Annotated in this window: 14 protein-coding genes; 4 read left to right on the plus strand and 10 right to left on the minus strand. The window is 54.3% G+C overall.

Annotated elements, in window-relative coordinates:
- Position 1: 1 nt before the first annotated feature.
- Positions 2–577, minus strand: a complete 576-nt coding sequence (locus PS2015_RS14390; protein ID WP_169792329.1) for a YbhB/YbcL family Raf kinase inhibitor-like protein — start codon at positions 575–577, stop codon at positions 2–4.
- Positions 578–705: 128 nt separating this feature from the next.
- On the opposite strand from PS2015_RS14390, the gene PS2015_RS14395 reads away from it, so the two are divergent.
- Positions 706–2460: an ABC transporter transmembrane domain-containing protein gene (locus PS2015_RS14395; protein ID WP_058022882.1), complete on the plus strand. Its 1755-nt coding sequence runs from the start codon at positions 706–708 to the stop codon at positions 2458–2460.
- A gap of 56 nt (positions 2461–2516) precedes the next feature.
- Positions 2517–4064 carry a histidine kinase N-terminal 7TM domain-containing diguanylate cyclase gene (locus PS2015_RS14400; protein ID WP_082628163.1) on the plus strand — a complete coding sequence of 516 codons (1548 nt, stop codon included), beginning with the start codon at positions 2517–2519 and terminating at the stop codon, positions 4062–4064.
- Here the strand turns inward: PS2015_RS14400 and PS2015_RS14405 are convergent.
- Both PS2015_RS14405 and PS2015_RS14410 read right to left on the minus strand, forming a co-directional pair.
- A complete protein-coding gene (locus tag PS2015_RS14405) occupies positions 4054–4782 on the minus strand; it encodes a TrmH family RNA methyltransferase (RefSeq protein ID WP_058023407.1) in 729 nt (242 codons plus the stop codon). The two genes, PS2015_RS14400 and PS2015_RS14405, sit on opposite strands and share 11 nt — an antisense overlap.
- On the minus strand, positions 4782–6404 hold the full coding sequence (locus PS2015_RS14410; RefSeq protein ID WP_058022884.1) for an NAD(P)/FAD-dependent oxidoreductase: 1623 nt from the start codon (positions 6402–6404) through the stop codon (positions 4782–4784). Before PS2015_RS14410 ends, PS2015_RS14405 begins: the two co-directional genes overlap by 1 nt.
- 75 nt (positions 6405–6479) lie before the next feature.
- On the opposite strand from PS2015_RS14410, the gene rlmE reads away from it, so the two are divergent.
- Complete coding sequence (rlmE, locus tag PS2015_RS14415) at positions 6480–7100, plus strand: 23S rRNA (uridine(2552)-2'-O)-methyltransferase RlmE (protein ID WP_058022885.1); 621 nt, start codon at positions 6480–6482, stop codon at positions 7098–7100.
- Between the two features lie 3 nt (positions 7101–7103).
- Here the strand turns inward: rlmE and ggt are convergent, their stop codons facing one another.
- The 6 genes from ggt to PS2015_RS14445 form a co-directional block, all read right to left on the minus strand.
- Positions 7104–8807, minus strand: a complete 1704-nt coding sequence (gene ggt / locus PS2015_RS14420; RefSeq protein ID WP_237113341.1) for a gamma-glutamyltransferase — start codon at positions 8805–8807, stop codon at positions 7104–7106.
- Between the two features lie 43 nt (positions 8808–8850).
- Positions 8851–9717: a D-amino-acid transaminase gene (locus PS2015_RS14425; RefSeq protein WP_058022886.1), complete on the minus strand. Its 867-nt coding sequence runs from the start codon at positions 9715–9717 to the stop codon at positions 8851–8853.
- A gap of 311 nt (positions 9718–10028) precedes the next feature.
- Complete coding sequence (gene nhaC / locus PS2015_RS14430) at positions 10029–11417, minus strand: Na+/H+ antiporter NhaC (RefSeq protein WP_335338243.1); 1389 nt, start codon at positions 11415–11417, stop codon at positions 10029–10031.
- Positions 11392–14598, minus strand: coding sequence for an efflux RND transporter permease subunit (locus PS2015_RS14435; protein ID WP_058022888.1), 3207 nt, complete (start codon positions 14596–14598; stop codon positions 11392–11394). The genes nhaC and PS2015_RS14435 overlap by 26 nt, the downstream gene beginning before the upstream one ends.
- 33 nt (positions 14599–14631) lie before the next feature.
- A complete protein-coding gene (locus PS2015_RS14440; RefSeq protein ID WP_156412758.1) occupies positions 14632–15795 on the minus strand; it encodes an efflux RND transporter periplasmic adaptor subunit in 1164 nt (387 codons plus the stop codon).
- Positions 15796–15925: 130 nt separating this feature from the next.
- Entirely contained in the window at positions 15926–17113 is a 1188-nt protein-coding gene (locus PS2015_RS14445) for a serine hydrolase domain-containing protein (protein ID WP_237113342.1), read from the minus strand.
- Between the two features lie 117 nt (positions 17114–17230).
- Between PS2015_RS14445 and PS2015_RS14450 the strand changes: the two genes are divergently transcribed.
- Positions 17231–18034 (plus strand): NAD-dependent protein deacetylase, encoded by an 804-nt coding sequence (locus PS2015_RS14450; protein ID WP_058022890.1) that lies wholly within the window; start codon positions 17231–17233, stop codon positions 18032–18034.
- Here PS2015_RS14450 and PS2015_RS14455 read toward each other — a convergent pair.
- Entirely contained in the window at positions 18017–19183 is a 1167-nt protein-coding gene (locus PS2015_RS14455) for a pectin acetylesterase-family hydrolase (protein ID WP_169792330.1), read from the minus strand. The genes PS2015_RS14450 and PS2015_RS14455 overlap by 18 nt on opposite strands.
- Positions 19184–19305 lie beyond the last annotated feature (122 nt).

Here is a 19305-nt window from a genome sequence, read left to right on the forward strand (position 1 = left end):
TTCACTCGCGCTCGTAGTGCCCCATGAGCATACCTGTACCCAGAACGTGGCCGTCAATCGCTTCCAGCAGTTGATCCTTGTTCAAACCCTCGGGCAGATTCAACGCGGCATCCAGGGCATAAACGCGGAAATGATAGGCGTGCAGCTTGCCATCCTGCGGCGGACGCGGCCCAAAGTAGCCGGCCTGTCGCAGGCCGTTCAATCCATTGATCATGCCATCCAGTCCGGCGACGCCGGTTACCCGGACATCCCGTGTCAAGCCTTCAGGAATTTCCGCCGCATCGGCCGGAATATTGTAGGCAACCCAGTGCACAAACGGCTGTGGCGTCGGTGCAATGGGATCATCCATCACCAGTGCCAGTTGCACAGTGCCGGCCGGCAGATTACTCCAGGTCAGTTGCGGCGATACATTATCACCATAGGCCGTGTACTTCAGCGGCGTGGTGCCATGGTGCTCAAAGGCCGTGCTGGCAACGGTAATGGTGTCTTCCATCTCTGCTGCAATGACCGAATTGATGATCAGCGCAGACATGGCGATCGCTGCCAATGCCGGTTTAAAACTTAAAAACCCTTTCATTTTGTAATCCTCCGGGATGATTGTCGCGAACAGCATAATGCAGGGCCTGTCTGTTCACAATCAGGCGGGCTGGCGTTTCGACAGATGTCGGACTTGCCGCGGCGAACGCAGCGTGACAGACTTCCGCCATGACAACACCCTCACAGCGCTCATCGCCATTGCTGCAGGCTCTGCAGTTTGTGCGACCTTACACCCGGCAAATTGCCCTGGCACTACTGGCGCTGGTGTTTACCGCCGCCATTACTCTGGGACTGGTTCAATATGTTCGCATTATTGTTGACTCAGGATTTGTTGCCGGCTCATCGCAGAGCCTGCGCACGGCCGTGATCGGATTTGTGGTTGTAGCTGTGCTGCAGGCCTTCGGCACTTTTGCACGTTTTTATTGGGTGTCCTGGCTGGGCGAGCGCGTCACTGCTGACATTCGCAAGGCGGTGTTTGATCATCTGCTGAATCTGCATCCAGGTTACTTTGAAGAGAATATCAGTGGCGAGATTCAGTCGCGCATCACCACCGATACAACCTTGCTGCAGACCGTTATTGGGTCTTCTGCTTCTATTGCGCTGCGTAATCTGTTACTGCTGATTGGTGGCGTCATTTTTCTGTTTATCACCAACCCGCGCCTTACCAGCGTGGTACTGATCTGTATTCCGCTGGTGATAGGTCCGATTGTTCTGTTTGGAAGACGCGTACGCAAACTGTCGCGCCATACCCAGGATGAGATTGCCGGTGTGGGTGCTTATGTCGGTGAAAGCATTCAGCAGATAAAAACCGTGCAGGCCTACAACCATCAATCGGCTGACCGGCAACGATTTGCCGAGCACGTAGAAAAAGCCTTCTCCGTTGCTCTGTCTCAGGTCCGGGCACGCTCGATCATGATTGCGCTGGTGATGACCCTGGTATTTGCGGCACTGGCGGCCATGATCTGGGTAGGTGGTCAGGATGTGATCAGTGGCCGGATGAGCGCCGGCGAATTAACGGCTTTTGTGGTCTATGCGGTGATGGTTGCCTCAGCGGTTGGTGCCATCAGTCAGGTCATTGGGGATCTGCAAAGGGCGGCAGGTGCCACAGAACGACTGATGGAATTGTTGAAGGCCCAGTCCCGGATTTCTACACCCGATCCCGTTATAGCATTGCCCGCCGATGTACGGGGCGATCTGTCCATCAACAACTTATCTTTCGTTTACAGTACCCGTCCCGAACATGCCGCTATCGACGCGCTGAACCTGCAAATAGCGGCTGGCAGTAGTCTGGCGCTGGTCGGACCTTCCGGCGCGGGCAAATCGACCTTGTTTGATCTGCTGCTGCGCTTTTACGATCCGACGCATGGTGAAATCCTGCTGGATGGCATCAATATCAAGTCGGTCGATCCGCTGGACCTGCGCGCTCACATCGCCCTTGTCAGTCAGCAACCAGCCATGTTCACTGGCACTGTGATGGACAATATCCGTTACGGACGGCCAGACGCCTCAGACGAAGAAATCAAAGCCGCCGCGCAAGCGGCCTTCGCGACAGAATTTATTGAACGTTTGCCGGATACCTGGCACAGCTTTCTGGGCGAGGCCGGCATTCGGCTGTCCGGTGGGCAGAAACAGCGCCTGGCGATTGCCCGCGCCATCCTGAAAGATCCGCGCATATTACTGCTGGACGAAGCAACCAGCGCACTGGATGCGGAAAGCGAGCAAAAAGTGCAACAGGCCATTGAAAAATTGATGCCTGGGCGCACGACGATTATTATTGCGCACCGGTTGGCCACTGTTCGAAATGTTGATCGAATAGCCGTCATGGACAATGGTAAACTCGTGGCGCATGGAACCCACGACGAATTAATGGCCGGTAGTGCTCTTTATGCGCGTCTGGCCAATCTGCAGTTTTCTGCTCATTGACTGCTGCAGCAAGGTCTGGAAAACTTCAGGCTTTCTGACTAAGAAGATCCTTTCATATGCTCTGGTGGCTGCTTCCTTCTATTATAGGTACGATTCTCAGCCTGTATACAGCACGCCAGGCAGGACTGATGATGCGCCCACCCTCAGGCACCTACATGACCGCTTTGAGCGTCATGATTGCCTGGTGGTGCGCCGGTCAATGGGCCAGTTTCCTCTGGAATGATCTGGACTATCGTCTGCTGGTGGCAAAACTGCAGTACCTTGCCATCGCCACGGTACCTATTCTCTGGTTTTCAGTCGCACTCACGTTCAGTGGTTATGGCCGATTTCTGCAGCGTTGGTACCCAGTGCTCTGGTTGATGCCGGTAGCAACTATCGCTCTGGCTTTTTCCAATCAGTATCATTTGCAGGTATGGTCACGATTTACCATAGCGCCCGACTCTCTGGCACTGGAGATTGAATACGGCCCCTGGTTTAGTACACATGTGACCTACTCTTATAGTGCGGTGACCATTGCGACTTTGATGCTCGCCCTGAAAATAGGGTTCACTCGTGGCCGCAGACTTCAGTTTATGGCTGTCATACTGTCGCCATTAATCGTCATTGCAGTTAATGCACCCTACATTCTTGGCATTGACCTGCTGCCATTCGACCCAACCCCCAGTGGGTTTGCAGTAGCCTGCCTGATCCTGCTCTTTGCCTTGCGACAACATATGTTTGCAACTCTGCCTGTCGCACGAGAATACACTCTGGAAAAACTTAACGACGGTATTGTCGTAATTGATGACCATGGCCTGATCGCCGACAGCAATCCGGCGGCACGGCAAATATTCGGAGTAGAGTTGATGCGAATCGGCAGGCATTTCTCAGAGGCACTGCCCGCTGGCATCTCCTTGAATGCCGATGTATCCACTGAAGTGCAACTGCCCGACAGGCGCTGGCTCGATATCAGGATTAGCCGTCTGCAATCCATTGATGGCCCGACTCGCGGACAAGTTGCCCTGATCAGAGATGTCACCAGAGAGAAAGGTTTACAGGCAAGTCTGCTGCAATCTCAAAAGGAACTGGAGGCGCTTAACAGCAAGTTAAACAATCTTGCCCATACCGACGAGCTTACAGGTCTGGCGAACAGGCGGAGCCTTTATGAGCGCGTGCGCTCGGAATGGTCACGCAGCACACGTCATAAGAAGCCACTTTCAATGATTCTGATTGATTTCGATAATTTCAAACTGATCAATGACAATTACGGCCATCAGGTGGGCGACCAGGTTCTTCAGCGAGCTTCCGGGATAGTCAGACAAATTATCCGCCCTGAGGACCTGGCCGCACGCCACGGCGGTGAGGAGTTGGCGATACTGCTACCGGACACCAACGCAAAGGATGCTGTCGACATCGCTCAACGGTTAGGCGCGGCATTAGAAGCATTGCAGTACCATGATGAGGCTGGTCAGGCTTTTGTTGTGACTGTCAGCTCCGGAGTAGCCAGCCGCTGCCCCAACGATAAGTCTCCCGATATGATGATTGCACGCGCTGACAAGGCACTGTATCAGAGTAAGGCTGACGGCAGAAATCGGGTAACGCTGGCAGACGCTGTCAACGGTTGATTTCGTACAAACACATATTAACGGTACTTGCCAGATTGAGTGAATCAATCTGGCCGCAGCCTGCTATGGTATAATGTGTGACCTGACTACTTGTGGAAAGTTCCTGCGGCACGCCACGCGCCTCATTGCCAAACGCCAGACAGGCACTGTGATGGAAGGCCGCTGACTTAAGAGAAGCGCCATTCATATCCAGGCAGGCAATATCGGCATAACGCTGCATCAGCTCATCAATACCGACATCCAGCTCCAGGGGCACATGAAAAATGGCACCCATGCTGGCGCGCAGGACTTTGCTGTTAAAAGGATCAACGCTGCCAGGGCTGAGCAAGCAACGCGAGCGACCAAACCACGCCATCGTTCGCAAGATAGTACCAAGATTTCCGGGATCCTGAATTTCGTACAGATATACAGCCCGCTCATGGCTGGCAGACTCACTCAGTGACTGCACCGCACTCATTGGCACACAGGCAACAATTCCTTGTGGCGCCTGTGTATCCGATAATTGCTTCATGCGTTTCTCAGATATTTCGTGACGCCTCAATGGACTGCTATAGCCTTGATATCTGTCAGTGATAAACAGCTCACTGGCCAGCAGCGCAGGATTGTTTTCGGCCGCACGTTCCAGTTCCGAGATCAGATGTTCACCTTCTACCAGAAAGTAACCCAGCTCATAGCGGTATTTTTTCTGGTGTAGCTTTTTCAGATCATCCAGTGCAATCATTGCGCAGCCCTGTCAGCCAGCATGGCAGTGGCAAGGGCCTCTGCCACTTTGATACCGTCAACACCAGCGGACAGGATGCCGCCCGCATAGCCGGCACCCTCGCCGGCCGGATACAGGCCGCGCGTGTTCAGGCTCTGCAGGGAATGATTGTCACGCGTAATGCGCACTGGCGACGAGGTACGAGACTCAATGCCGGTCAGCACGGCGTCATGCCGATCAAAACCACGTATCTGTCTGCCAAAAACCGGCAACGCTTCGCGAATAGCCATTATCGCATAAGACGGCAGGGCATCCGCCAGGTCACACAGATTAATGCCGGGCTTGTAGGAAGGCTCAACGTCACCCAAAGCAAGCGACGCCTTTCCTCTGACAAAGTCGCCAACCAGCTGGGCCGGTGCGCTGTAGTTCTCACCACCCAGCAGGAATGCCTGGCTCTCCAGACGTTCCTGCAATTCCACACCGGCAAGCGCATCACCCGGAAAATCTTCGGCCGGATGAATGCCCACCACAATGCCCGAATTGGCATTTCGCTCGTTACGCGAATATTGACTCATGCCATTGGTGACAACCCGGCCTGCTTCTGAGGTGGCAGCGACGACGGTTCCGCCCGGACACATGCAAAAGCTATAAACAGCACGGCCATTTTTGGCGTGATGCACCAGCTTGTAATCCGCAGCACCCAGTGCCGGATGTCCCGCATATTTGCCCAGCCGCGCCTTGTCGATCAGCGACTGCGGGTGCTCGATGCGAAAACCCAAGGCAAAGGGTTTAGCCTCCATATAGACGCCGCGCTGATGCAGGATACGAAATGTATCCCGGGAGCTGTGGCCCAGTGCCAGCACCACATATCGGCTGCTCAGCGTATCGCCATTATCCAGCGTGACGCCCTGAATACGTCCATCATTAATGTTGAAATCCGTCACCCGACTCTGAAAGCGGATTTCTCCACCAAGCGCAATAATCTCCTCACGCATGGCAGCTACCACACCGGTAAGCCGGAACGTTCCTATATGCGGCTTGCTAACATAGAGGATTTCCTCCGGTGCGCCCGCTTTCACAAACTCCTGCATGACCTTGCGGCCATAAAATTTCGGGTCCTTGATCTGACTGTAGAGCTTGCCGTCAGAAAACAGACCCGCCCCGCCTTCGCCAAACTGCACATTGGACTCGGGCGTCAGTTGTCGTTTGCGCCACAGCGCCCAGGTATCTTTTGTCCGTTTGCGAACATCCTTGCCGCGCTCCAGCACAATCGGTCGAAAGCCCATCTGTGCCAGAATCAGTGCTGCAAACAGACCACAGGGGCCAAAACCGATAATCAACGGACGCTCATCCAGTCCCTCCGGGGCGTGTGCCACGGGGTAATAATGGGTGTCGGGCGACGGGCGAATATGCCGGTCTTCTGACAGGCGCGCCAGCACCTGCGACTCATCTCGCACGTCGGCATCAATGATGTAGACAAAGGTGATTTCGGTGTTTTTCTTGCGCGCGTCGTAACTGCGCTTGAATACAGTAAACGCTGACAGATCAGCGCCCTGTATGCCCAATCGGGCAACAATGGCCTGTCGTAACGCCTCCGGCGGATGATCCAGCGGCAATGACAGTTCAGTAATTCGGATCATGGCCGGTCCTGTAGCTGTAACAGGGGGATATGCTATGCTCTGCCACGCAAAAAGTCACTCACAGACCCGCAATTTATGGCCAGATCCAAAAGCAGCAAACGTTGGCTGGACGAACATGTCAACGACCCTTACGTGAAACGCGCCCAGCAGGATGGTTATCGCTCGCGTGCCAGTTACAAGCTGATCGAGCTGATCAACAAGGACAATCTGCTTAAATCCGGCATGCTGGTGGTGGACCTGGGTTCCGCACCCGGCGGCTGGTCGCAGGTGGTTGCGCCACTGGTCGGTGATAGAGGCCGGGTGATTGCCTCTGACATTCTGCCGATGGATTCAATTGCCGACGTGGAGTTTATTCAGGGGGATTTTACTGAGCAAAGCGTGTTCGATCAGATCATGCAGACCCTGGGCGGCAGTCAGGCCGATCTGGTGATATCGGATATGGCGCCCAATATCAGCGGCGTTGATGCCGCCGATCAGGCCGCGTCCATGTACCTGGTGGAGCTGGCTCTGGATATGGCACAGCAAGTGCTTAAACCGGGGGGAAATTTTGTCGCCAAGGTCTTTCACGGCGAAGGCTACGACGACTATGTGAAAGCCGTGCGCAGCCACTTTGATAAAGTCGTGATTCGCAAACCAGAAGCCTCGCGCGCCAGATCGCGCGAGGTCTACCTGGTTGCCAAGGGCTTTCGTTCCTGACTGTCAGTAACCGACCGCGGCTCCGTCACCTGCGCGGGAATCGGCTGAACCATGATACAGACCGGTTTCCCGATCGTGGAAAATACCCATGGCCGAACCCTGATTTCCCCGTGCATTAACGGTATGGCCTTTTGCTTCATACAGACGAATCGTGTCGGGTGAGAACATCATACCCTCGAAACTGCTGCGATCCGGCAACCACTGATGGTGCATACGTCCGGCCTCGACAGCCTGCGCGACATTCATGCCATGATCAATCATGTTCAGGATAACCTGCATGGTGGTGTTGATGATGGTACGCCCACCGGGACTGCCAATCGCCAAAACCGGCTTGCCGTTTTGTGCAACGATTGTTGGTGACATGCTGGAGAGCATGCGCTTTTGCGGCGCTACCAGATTAGGATCGGTTCCAATCTGACCATCGCGATTGGTGACGCCAGGTACCGGGTTAAAGTCACCCATTTCATTGTTCAGCAGATAACCGCCACCTTCGGCGACAATGCGTGAACCATAGCTGTTTTCCAGCGTGTAGGTCAGCGACACCATATTGCCGTCTTTATCAACGACCGAGAAGTGCGTGGTTTCTTCACTCTCATAGATCTGACCAAAGCGGCTTTCGTCACTGACTGAGGCCTTTTCCATATCGATGGTAGCGCGCAGATTGGCTGCATGCTCTTTGCTGATCAGTCGATTGACCGGCATATCCGGGTTAAAGTCAGGATCGCCCAGAAACTCGGCACGGTTCGCATAGGAGCGGCGCATGGCCTCGGTCAGCACATGCAAATAATCGGCTGAGTTATGACCCATGGCGGCCAGATCAAAACCTTCCAGAATATTCAGCATCTGGATGATACCAATACCGCCGGAGCTGGGCGGCGGCATGCTGATAATGTCGTAGCCGCGATAGGTGCCACGCACCGGCTCACGCTCTACCGCCTCATACATGGCCAGATCTTCTTCAGTGATCAGGCCACCGTTTGCCTGCATGAAATTGGCCAGCATGCGGGCGTTTTCGCCTTTATAGAATCCGTCGCGGCCTTCATCACGAATGCGCTCCAGCGTGCGCGCCAGATCGGGCTGTTTCCACGTATCACCCAGCTGGTACTGGGAACCATCCGCTTTCAGGAAAACAGCCGCTGAGGAGGGGAACTGATCCCAGAATGACTGATTACGTCGGAAGCCATCGTAGAGGGCATATGTAATTGGAATACCATCACGCGCCAGTTTGACGGCGGGGTCAACCAGATCAGCCCAGGGCAGATTGCCATGTTTCTGGTGAGCCATATACAGGCCGGCGACAGTGCCCGGCACACCAACAGACAGGAAACCACGATGCTGCATGTTGGTGCTCTGGCCATCAGCGCCTACATACATGCGTTCTGAGGCAGCCAGCGGTGCTTTCTCACGGAAATCAAAGGTTGTGGCGTGTCCATCTTCGCCGTGATAAACCATAAATCCGCCGCCACCGATATTGCCGGCTGTGGGCCAGGTCACTGCCAATGCAAATGCCGTTGCAACACTGGCATCAACGGCGTTGCCGCCACGCTTCAAAATATCAACACCCACGTCGGATGCCAGTCGAGACGCGCTGGTGACAATGCCGTTCTCAACTCGCAGTGGTGTGCGCCCGCCTTCTGCAAATAAACCGGCCGGCAACAACAAAACCAACACAAAAACCATCGCGTTGGTTACGCTACGCATATTCATATAAACCTCTTCAGTCAGTTTCCCCTAACCGACACAGGTTATACTATTTTCGTGCTGCTTCCGCCAGTAAAGTTGCAATATACAGCTCCCGCAGGCGCTGCGTGATCGCTCCCGGTTTGCCGTCACCGACAGCCTGCCCGTCCACCAATACAACCGGCAGTACCAGAGTGGTGGCACTACTCAGAAAAGCTTCATCCGCATGATGTGCCTCTTCCACCGAAAAGGGACGCTGCTCCAGCACCAGGCCTTCTTTTTCTGTCAGTTCAATAATCACGCGTCGGCGTATGCCAGGCAGAATGGCATTCGACAATGCCCGGGTAATGATATGACCATCTTTGACAATAAACGCCGAGGAAGAAGAGCCTTCGGTTATCCGGCCATCTTCAACCATCCACGCTTCAAAGGCTCCCTGAGCCGCAGCCTCCTGCTTGGCCATACACTGCGCAAGCAGGTTCAGGGATTTGATATCCCGCCGCTTCCAGCGCAGATCCGGCACAGTGACGACACTGACACCCCTCTCGGCCAGCGGATTGTTTAACAACAGACGTTCACTGGTGAAGGCCATTATGCTGCTGGGTGTGTTTTTCGGATAGGCGAAATCACGCTCAGCCACCCCGCGGGTGACCTGTACGTAAACGCTGCCTTCCTGCAAATGGTTGCGATCAATCAGGGTACGCAGCATGTGCAGATAGTCTTGCGTGCTGCACGGCCACGCCATGCTGATTTCATTCAAACTGCGGCTCAGACGTTCGACGGAATAATCCTCGTCGACCAGCTTACCCTGCAGCACAGGGATGACCTCGTAGACACCATCACCAAACAGGAATCCACGATCGAATACGGATACTCGCGCCTGATTATGCGGCAGATATTCCCCATTTAAATAAACAATCCGTTCGCTGGCTGACATTGCTCGGTTCCATTCAAATTGATTTTAACAACAATTAAAAAAGGGAGCCTGGGGCTCCCTTTCCGTGACGCCTGGTTCCAATGGAACCAACTCTTGTTTGAGATTACCTGTTGTCACACATAATTTAATGTCAAAGATAATCCGGGTTCAACAAGAGTGGAGTGCTATCAACCCAACAGAGCGTTACTCTCTGCCAATTTAATACCACCAACATCCATTGAAACCTTAGCCATACCACTAGACATTGGATCACCTCCTTTCTCTTTCTCAGTTGAACATGAACTTAGGTTAATCGTGGCCGGCAAAAGCTGTCAACCTTTAATTTGCCCGATTTTCTTTTTTAGTAAACCCACTCCCAGAGCGGCCATCAGTACTGAGACAACAGGATTGAGATAATTAAAAAACGCGTAAGGCAGATACTCGAGAACGGGCACACCCAAAGTCACGGCATAAAAGGCACCGGCCGTGGTCCAGGGTATCAATGCGGTAGTCATTGTTGACCCTTCTTCAACCGAGCGCGACAGCACAGCTGCATCCAGACCTTTTTCTTCATAGGCCGGACCAAATAACTGGCTGTTGAGGATAATGCTGATATAAGCCTCTCCCATGGCCATATTGCCAGTCAGACCACCCACAATAGTACCCGCGACCAGCGCAGTGGCTGATCGAAGTCGTTGAATAAAACCGTAAAGCAGTGCTCTGAGAATTCCAGAGCGATACAGCATGCCACCCAGGCCCAGTGCCATGACCGACAGCAGCAGCGTCCAGCTCATGCTCAGCAGACCGCCACGGCCCAGCAGTTCGTCCAGCATGATGATTCCCGTCTGTCCGGGCTGATTGCTCCACAGACTATTCAGGACATCGGCGGGCAGTTGTTGCTGATAAAACACGGCGACTATCACGGCCACCACAATGCTGACACTCATGCTGATCTCTGCAGAAACTCGACTCAAACTCAGCGTCAGCATTACCAGCAAGGGCAGCAGCGTAACAAACAGATTCAGACTGAACACCGCGCTAAGTGCCAGCTGTATTTCTGATATCTGTGCTTGTGGCAGGTTGCTATCGGCATACGTGAAGCCCAGGGCCAGAAAACTCAGCAGACAAAGCAGATAAGCCGGCACGGTGGTATAAAGCATGGAGCCGATATGCCGGAATAACGATGTGCCTGCACTCATGGCGGCCAGATTGGTTGTATCAGAAACCGGCGACATCTTGTCACCAAAGGTGGCACCGCAGATGACCATGCCTGCCACCAGCGGCAGCGGAATATTCATGGCTGATCCCAGGCCGATCAGAACGATGCCGACCGTACCAGCCGTGCCCCACGACGTGCCAGTTGCCACAGACATCAGACTGCATAGAATCAAACCGGCAGCCAGAAACCAGGTCGGACTCAGCAGATCCAGACCATAAAAGATCAAGGCAGCCACCGTGCCGCTTTGCATGAAAGCGGCGATCAACATACCGATCAGCATGAAGATAAAGATGGCCGGCAGGGCCTGACTGATGCCCTCAACCATCATCTGCCTGATCGACGGATAATCGTAACCCAGCAAGCTGACATGAACACCGGTCCACAGCAGGCAGATAAACATCAGACTGTGCAGACTGATCTGAAAAACAAACAGGCCCAGTGCGATGACCAGCAGGTTACCGCTGAAGCAGATCAGACTAGGTAGAAAGTGCGGGGTCTTCACGGTGTTCCTCAGCCAGCAATCGGTGCTGGCTGAAATCATACAGAATCATGTAAAGACTGGGTACCAGAAACAGCGTGATGACTGTTGCAAACAGCACTCCGAAGGCCAGTGAAACCGCCATTGGTATTATGAAAAAAGTGGCCGGACTCGGCGTAAACATCAGTGGCACCAGGCCAATAAAGGTCGTGACAGATGTCAGAAAGACAGGGCGAAAGCGCGCCACTCCGGCACTCGAAACGGCTTCAACCAGTGAATGCCCTGCTTTGACTTCGCTGTTGATGTAGACAACCAGCACCAGACTGGCATTCACCACAACACCACCAAGCGCTACGATGCCTATCAGCGAGAAGAACACCAGTTCCTGGCCCATAATGTAATGACCGACGATGGCACCGATGGCACCGAAGGGAATGACACTCATGATGATCAGTGGCTGGGCATAGGATTTGAGCGGAATGGCCAGCAAGGCAAACATGATCAACAGTGCCAACGGATAGCTCGAGAACAGTTCGCCCAGCGATCGGGCACGCTGCTCGCCTTCACCAGACAACACCAGATCGATATCGTATTGAGCCGACCATGAGTCGCGGAATTGCGCGACAATTTCCCGCGTCACTTCTTCCGGCGCACTGACGGCTCGATTGACGTCGGCATTAACGGTGATCACACGCCGACCATTTTGCCGGTTAATCGTGGAGTAAGCATTGCCCAGCTGCAGATCAGCCACACTGGCCAGCGGCACTTCGCCGCCCGCGGGTGTTCGCAACATCAGATTCTCAAGGTTGCCCAGCGACTGACGTTCGTCCTGTGGATAACGCACCATGACCCGGATCTCGTCGGTATCCCGCTGAATGCGTTGCGCTTCGACACCAAAAAATGCCTGGCGCACCTGCCGCGATACTTCTTCAAGCGTAAAGCCCAGTTGGATGCCGGCATCCAGCAAGCTTATCTGTACTTCCTGCTTGCCTTCACGGAAGGAGTCGGTGATGTCCAGAACGCCTGGATATCTGGCCAGCGCCTCACGCAGCTCTGCAGTAGCCAGACGCAGATTTTGCTCGCTGCGTCCTTCCATGCGGAAGCTAAGCGCCTCGCCAGCGGAAAAAGAATCGGATACAAAACTCAGTTCCAGCGCATCCGGTATTACACCCACTTTTTCCCGCCAGCGATCCCGAATCTCGTTGGCGCTGATTTCACCACGATCTTTATAACTGTTGAGAATCAAGACCACTTCGGCGATATGGCTGCCACCGGCATTACCACGACCGGTTGGTGGTCCGCCCCGATTAATTCTTGCTCCAAGCGTCGTCAGCGTCTTGTCAACCACGGTCGTAACCTGACCATTTGCGGTGCCGGCGGCTATACGTTCTGCCAGCTCCTGGTCCAGCTCGACACGCAACTGTTGCGCCGCGCCTTCAATCTTTGCCAGCGCCTGCTCAGTCAGATCAACGGCAACGCCCTCCGGCATTTGCAGACTGGCGTATATACGATCACCTTCCACCGCCGGAAAGAACTGAAAAACCACCCGACCACTGGCCAGCAGTCCGACGGTAATAATAATGACAGCCGTCGCAGCCGCCCAGGTCGAATAGCGATGGTGAAGACATTTACGCAGAGCTGGCTGATACACGTGACTGGCGAAGTACTCCAGACCTGATGCCAACCGTCCCTGGAAATGGTGCCAGGTGTTTACAAATCGGGAACCTTCAAACAGGTATCCAGTGGTTTTGCGATGGGCCAGGTGCCCCGGCAGGATCAACTGTGACTCAACCACGCTCGCCAACAGGCATAAAATTACAACACCGCCAATCACGTTGAAAAAGCCACCCATAGGACCATCAAGCAGCAACAGGGGCAAAAACGCAGCGATGGTGGTCGCAACGCCAAAAATGACCGGCACGGACACTTCATACGTGCCCTTTATGGCCGCCTCTTCGCGGTCAATACCTGTCTGCTCATACACAAAAATACGCTCCCCAACTACGATGGCGTCATCGACGATGATGCCCAGCACCAGAATAAAGGCCATGATGGTGATCGAGCTGATGGTGATATCAAAATAGGGGAAGATGGCCAGAGCGCCAAAGATCGCAATCGGGATACCGGCTGCCACCCAGATCGCCAGCTTGAACCGCAGGAACAGCGCCAGCACAGCCAGCACCAGCAGGAAACCGCTGTACGCATTGCTTGAGACCGTCGATACACGTTCGCGAAGAGCACGGGCGTCATCTGTCAGCACTTCCAGCTGTACACCCTCCGGCAAAGTTCTCGCTTTACGTTCGGCATAGGCTCGTGTGGCATCTGCCGAGGCAATGATATCCTCATCCCCCACTCTGAATACATCAATCGTCACGGCACGCCTACCGTCAACCCGGGCTCGCAGATATCCCTCTTCGAAATCATCGCGTACCGTCGCTATGTCACCGAGCCGCAGTCGTGACCCATCGGTATTGGTGCGGATAATAATATCTTCGTATTCTTCGCCGCTGCGCATACGCCCCTTGCTGCGCAGCAGCACATCACCACCAGGGGTACGCAATGTGCCGGCCGGCATATCCATTGCGTTACGGTCAATGGCTGTCGCCACCTCGTTCAAGGTCAGCCCATACTGGCGCAGCAGAAGTTCTGGCACTTCAATGGAGATCTCTCGCGGGCGAACGTAGCTGACTTCAACGCGCGAAACTTCTGGCAGATCCAGCAGATCCAGACGTACTTCATCGGCCAGGCGCTTCAGGGTCTCTTCGTCTGTATCGGCCGACAATGCCAGGGACATGACGGTACCAACAACAGAGAATGATGCAACAATGGGCCTTTCTATATCAGCGGGGAAATTGACAATGCCATCTACGGCACTTTTGACTTCGTTGAGAGAACGATTGATGTCTGCTTCCGACGTCATCTGTAAAGTAGCAGCACAGGCACCTTCGCGTGCTGTCGATGTAATGCGCTCTACGTTTTCAATATTTCGCAGCGCCTCTTCAAGGACAATACAGATAGCCTGCTCGGCCTCATCAGGGGACGCCCCTCGATACGGCACATTGATCTGTATAGTTCCAGTCTCAATACTCGGGAATTCTTCCTGGCGAGTATTCATAAAGGCAGTGATACCTGCGACAATGAAAAACATCATCAACAGATTGGCGGCAACTGGATTTTTGACGAACCAGGCAATAATGGGTTTCACAGACAGCCCTCCTGACGGGCAATATCAGCTGGTTCAGTACGCCGCGCTCAACGTAGTTGCTGGCGCGTTATCAACGACGTTAACGCGCATACCATCGATGATTGTCTGAATGGGCGACAGGCATATGCGTTCGCCATCGGCCAGCCCACCTCGCACCAGTACACGGTCGCTTTCCAGTCGCAACACATCCACATCACGAAACCACAATCGATTCTCGGTATCAACAACCAGCACCCGGTTATTTCCCCTGACCACCTCACGCGGCAGGGAAACAATATTCTCAACTTCGCGCCCGCTGATGGTAGCGTTCACGTAAAGGCCAATAGGCAAAGGAATTCCTTCTGCATCCTGGCTGACACGGGCTATCGCCTGAATGGCATTACTGCCCGTATCGATGCTTGCTTCCATACGTACCAGTTTGCCTTGCCAGTTCTGTTTTTCCTTGCCCAGCAAGCCAGTCACCATGACATCAGGTTGCAGCTCTGCAGGGATTTCTCCCCGGATACCCAATGGCAAATCCAGATAATCAAGTTGATTGATAGCCAGTGGCAGGCGGATTTCCACTTCATCTGCGTGCAGCAGAATGGCCAGCGCTGCACCACGTCCGACCTGCTGACCGATGTCTATGCTGGTGCTTTCTACAATTGTATTGAAGGGGGCGCGGATCTCACTGCGGCGCAGATCCAGTTCGGCCTGCGCAACAGCAGCCTGCGCATCGCGAACACGCAGGGATGTATTTTCCGCTTGCCGCTGCAGATCGCGCAACTGGGTTTCACTGATCAGACGTTGATCAGCCAGGGCGGTGTTGCGCTCCAGTTCTTCACGGGCGAAACGGGCATCGCTTTGCGCCTGGCTCAAGCCAGAGCGGGCTCGTTCAAGTGCGGTTTCATAGTCGCTGCTGTCAACGCGCAGAATGACCTCATCTTTCGAGAAGTAACCGCCAGCAACGAGGGAAGGTGAGACCCAGGAAACCGGACCCGCAGTAGCCGCCGAAAGACTGACGCGACGACTGGCCTGGACCCGACCCTGCGACTGCACATCAAGCTGTACTATCCCTGATGAAACCTCGGCAACACGGACACTGGCAATGGCCTGATCCGGCGCGGCCAGAGGCAGACGTTCAGGCGTGCGCACGAGAACCACAAATACAAGCGCGGCTGACATGAGTATTGCCAGCGGCAAAAGGATACGTTTCAAGTCTGAACACCCCTTGGATAGAATTGCGCCTAGTTTGACAGCAATTTATACGTTCACCAGAGCAATCAGATCATCGGAAACTTATTTGCGCCCAAAGTGTTACGGTTCACCACACAATATGACTTCTGACCTATAGCGAAGCACTGACTGCGCTAAAGAAGGCATCTCTGTGCGCGGCAAAACTCGCCCCTGTCGCCTGCGGCCAGGCACCCTGCACAACGATCGTCAGATTCTCCTGCGGATTGAAGTAGATACCCTGCCCGAAAATACCACTGGCGCGAAATGTACCATCGCCATTCAGCCACCATAAATAGCCATAGTTGTCGCTGCCTGGCGACGGTGCAATCGACTCACTTATCCAACCTTCCGGAACAACGCGTGTACCATCATGCAGCACACCATCATTCAGTACCAGTAAGGCCAGTCGCCCCCAATCCCTCAGGGTTGGTGCAATACAGCATCCACCAAGCTCCCCGCCGTTCGGGCCGTGGCTGATCCAGGTGGCATCCGCCTCCATACCCCAGGGTTTCCAGATTTTTTCGCTCAGATACGCGGCCAGGTTATTGCCAATCGCAGCCCTGACAATGGCACCAGCCAGATTGGTCTCGCCCGTATTGTAGTTGAACCGCTCGCCAGGCGTTGCCACGCGCGGCTTGGAACCCATAAAACGCATGAGTTCCAGCATATCATTGGGCGAAGTCGCCACATCTGAGTTAGGGTCGGCGTAGTCCTCGTTCCAGTCAGTACCAGATGCCATCTGCAGGACGTGTTTGATGGTCACGCCATCGTAAGATGAACCTTTCAACTGCGGCAGATAGTCGGTGACTGGATCCTCGATACTGTTGATGTAGCCATCATGCAACGCCGCTCCAGTCAGCAGGGACACAATGGACTTGGTCATGGAGAACGACACCCATCGGGTGCGCTCGGTATTACCCAGGCCATATCGTTCAAGCAGGACTTTTCCATCTTTCAGTACCAGCACGCCGCCAACATGGTTATGACGCATATAGTCATCGAACGTAAACTGCTGGCCCGCCACTTCATATTGCAATGACGAGAAATCCCGCTCATCGCGTGGCAACTCCATCACGCTATCGCCCCGCTGAATGTGGCGCACCGGACTAAGCAGATGGGTATTGCGAAATCCGGCTATCTGTTGATCATCGCGCCAGAACAGGATGCTGCCGCCAGTTGGTAAATTGGCAGCATCCTGAGCCGGATCCAGCCAACGAGCATCATTGCCGGTCTGCGCCAGGCTTGAACAGGAATAGGCAAAGACACCAGAAACCAGCATTACCGCAAGCAGTCTTTTCATTGTCATCTCTCCGCGACTAGAATGGTCCGTGTGACAGGCAATTTAGCCCAATAGTCATCCCGATCGCAATCAACAGCGTAAATGCCGACCAACACTGAGCCGACACAGTCGATAGCTATGCCAGAGACACTTGCCAGATTCATCGCCGAACATGCACCTGTCGCCGTCCTGACCGGGGCTGGCATCAGCACAGCATCAGGCATCCCGGATTACCGCGACCACAATGGCAACTGGAAGCGCAAGCAACCCGTTCAGCATCAGGATTTCATGGGCAGCGCTACCGCGCGTCAACGCTACTGGGCGCGTAGTCTGTATGGTTTTCCGATCATGATGAAGGCCGCACCCAACCCCTCGCACCATGTGTTGTCGCAACTGGAGCAGGTCGGTCTGGTCAGCCGCATCATTACCCAGAATGTCGATCGTCTGCATCAGAAAGCCGGCAGTCGGACGGCGATCGATCTGCACGGTCGTGCCGACGAGGTTATCTGCATGAGCTGTGGTTTGCGCCGGGAAAGACGCCTTATGCACGAATTGTGCGCTTTGCTGAATCCGGCTTACACATCGCTGAGTGCGGAAGCTGCACCGGATGGTGACGCCGACCTGGAAGCCGATTTCAGTCATTTTCAGGTACCGGCCTGCCCTGACTGCGGCGGCATCATGAAGCCCGATGTGGTGTTTTTTGGTGACAATGTGCCACGACCACGTGTCGACGAGTGCTTTGACACGATTAATCAAAGCGGCGCGCTGCTGGTGATCGGTTCGTCCCTGATGGTCTATTCAGGCTTTCGATTCGCACGTCATATACATCAGCAAAACAAGCCATTGGCCATACTCACCCGCGGCAAAACCCGCGCGGATGAGCTGGCCAGTCTCAAGCTGGACGCCGATATCGTAACAACTCTCTCAGCGCTGAGCCGGTGAGACAGGCGCTACACTGCAGTCCTCACACATGACATTGGTGACCGGAATGTTATTGATCAAGCCGGCCAGCCAATCCACAAACCGCACGCCATCAACGACATAGGTATAAACCTCCGGACGCAACAGGATGGTGTGCATATCGCCGCCAGCCACATAGAAGCGAAAGTCCGGAATGGCCTCACTGATCTCCATCAGGTTTTCCGACAGTAGCGGCTGAAGAGATTCGGTCGGAGTGCCACCAAGCGCCAGAAACTGCTTCTGGGTTTCGTCTTCGGCATTGTCATAAGAAGCAAAACGGATAGTGGGGTTGGCCTGCGCTGCTCCCAGGTACAGGTGGTGGAAGCTGAATGTATCTGCGGGCACTGTCTCAATGAAAGACAGGTCGCTCACCACATCATCCAGATTCCAGACATCGTAGGGATTGAAGTTGGCAAATCCACGATAACCGCCGGACGCATCGCCCAACTGCACAACATCAGCATTGGGATACTGCTCAGCCAGCTTCACCGCATAAAATGGCGATGGGATGGAACCCGCGCTGGAACCGGTCACAAACACAGTCTGAGGGTCAAAGAGATGGCCATAGGTCCAGTCAAGTGCGGCTTTGGCATTGGCCCATCCGCTGTGGCGAATGTGCAGATCATGCGCGGCGTGATCATCAAAGGCCGGCATCTGGTAATGCTGTTCAGAGTCACCCAGGTGCACATCAGCGGAGCAGTAGGGCACATAGACCATGGTGAAGTCGGCGACCGGGTTGGTCACCTGATCGAACGCCAGGATGCCATGGGCACGGGACGGATCCGTGTTGCTCAAGTTAACCTGATAGCTGGGCTGGATATCGGGATCGCAGTTGCCCCCTTCCCAACAGGCGCCACCGCCCTCCAGATAGAACATCAGTTTATGCGGGTCGCCCTGTTTAACATAGAAGCGAAATTCAGACCCGTCCGAACAAATCGTGTCGCCACCCGGTGCAATGGCATTCCAGCCAGCCATCAGGCCACTGAAATCGGCCGGCTCTGCAGGCTGCGCAACAGCCTGCGAGGTCTGTGTTGGCTGCGTTGATGCACTGTCTACCGGGGCGGGTGCCTCACCGCAGGCTGCCAGCATAATTGTCACCAGGAGCAATCCCAGCGGTCGCAAAAGTGTCATTTTTATCCAGCTATCTCGCATCGTAACCACCTGTTTTTATGCTTGTATTCGGAAAAGTTGTAACGCGTTCATTTTTCTCTTACGATCAGACCCCGGAACTGTATCACAGTCGTCTGTAAATT

It is taken from the genome of Pseudohongiella spirulinae, assembly GCF_001444425.1.
Lineage (GTDB): Bacteria > Pseudomonadota > Gammaproteobacteria > Pseudomonadales > Pseudohongiellaceae > Pseudohongiella > Pseudohongiella spirulinae.

Coding starts and splice junctions, on each gene's coding strand:
- PS2015_RS14390 (WP_169792329.1), bottom strand. CDS start 577: ATGAAAGGGTTTTTAAGTTTTAAACCGGCATTGGCAGCGATCGCCATG.
- rlmE (WP_058022885.1), top strand. CDS start 6,480: ATGGCCAGATCCAAAAGCAGCAAACGTTGGCTGGACGAACATGTCAAC.
- ggt (WP_237113341.1), bottom strand. CDS start 8,807: ATGAATATGCGTAGCGTAACCAACGCGATGGTTTTTGTGTTGGTTTTG.
- PS2015_RS14455 (WP_169792330.1), bottom strand. CDS start 19,183: ATGACACTTTTGCGACCGCTGGGATTGCTCCTGGTGACAATTATGCTG.
- PS2015_RS14445 (WP_237113342.1), bottom strand. CDS start 17,113: ATGAAAAGACTGCTTGCGGTAATGCTGGTTTCTGGTGTCTTTGCCTAT.
- PS2015_RS14425 (WP_058022886.1), bottom strand. CDS start 9,717: ATGTCAGCCAGCGAACGGATTGTTTATTTAAATGGGGAATATCTGCCG.
- PS2015_RS14395 (WP_058022882.1), top strand. CDS start 706: ATGACAACACCCTCACAGCGCTCATCGCCATTGCTGCAGGCTCTGCAG.
- PS2015_RS14410 (WP_058022884.1), bottom strand. CDS start 6,404: ATGATCCGAATTACTGAACTGTCATTGCCGCTGGATCATCCGCCGGAG.
- PS2015_RS14400 (WP_082628163.1), top strand. CDS start 2,517: ATGCTCTGGTGGCTGCTTCCTTCTATTATAGGTACGATTCTCAGCCTG.
- PS2015_RS14450 (WP_058022890.1), top strand. CDS start 17,231: ATGCCAGAGACACTTGCCAGATTCATCGCCGAACATGCACCTGTCGCC.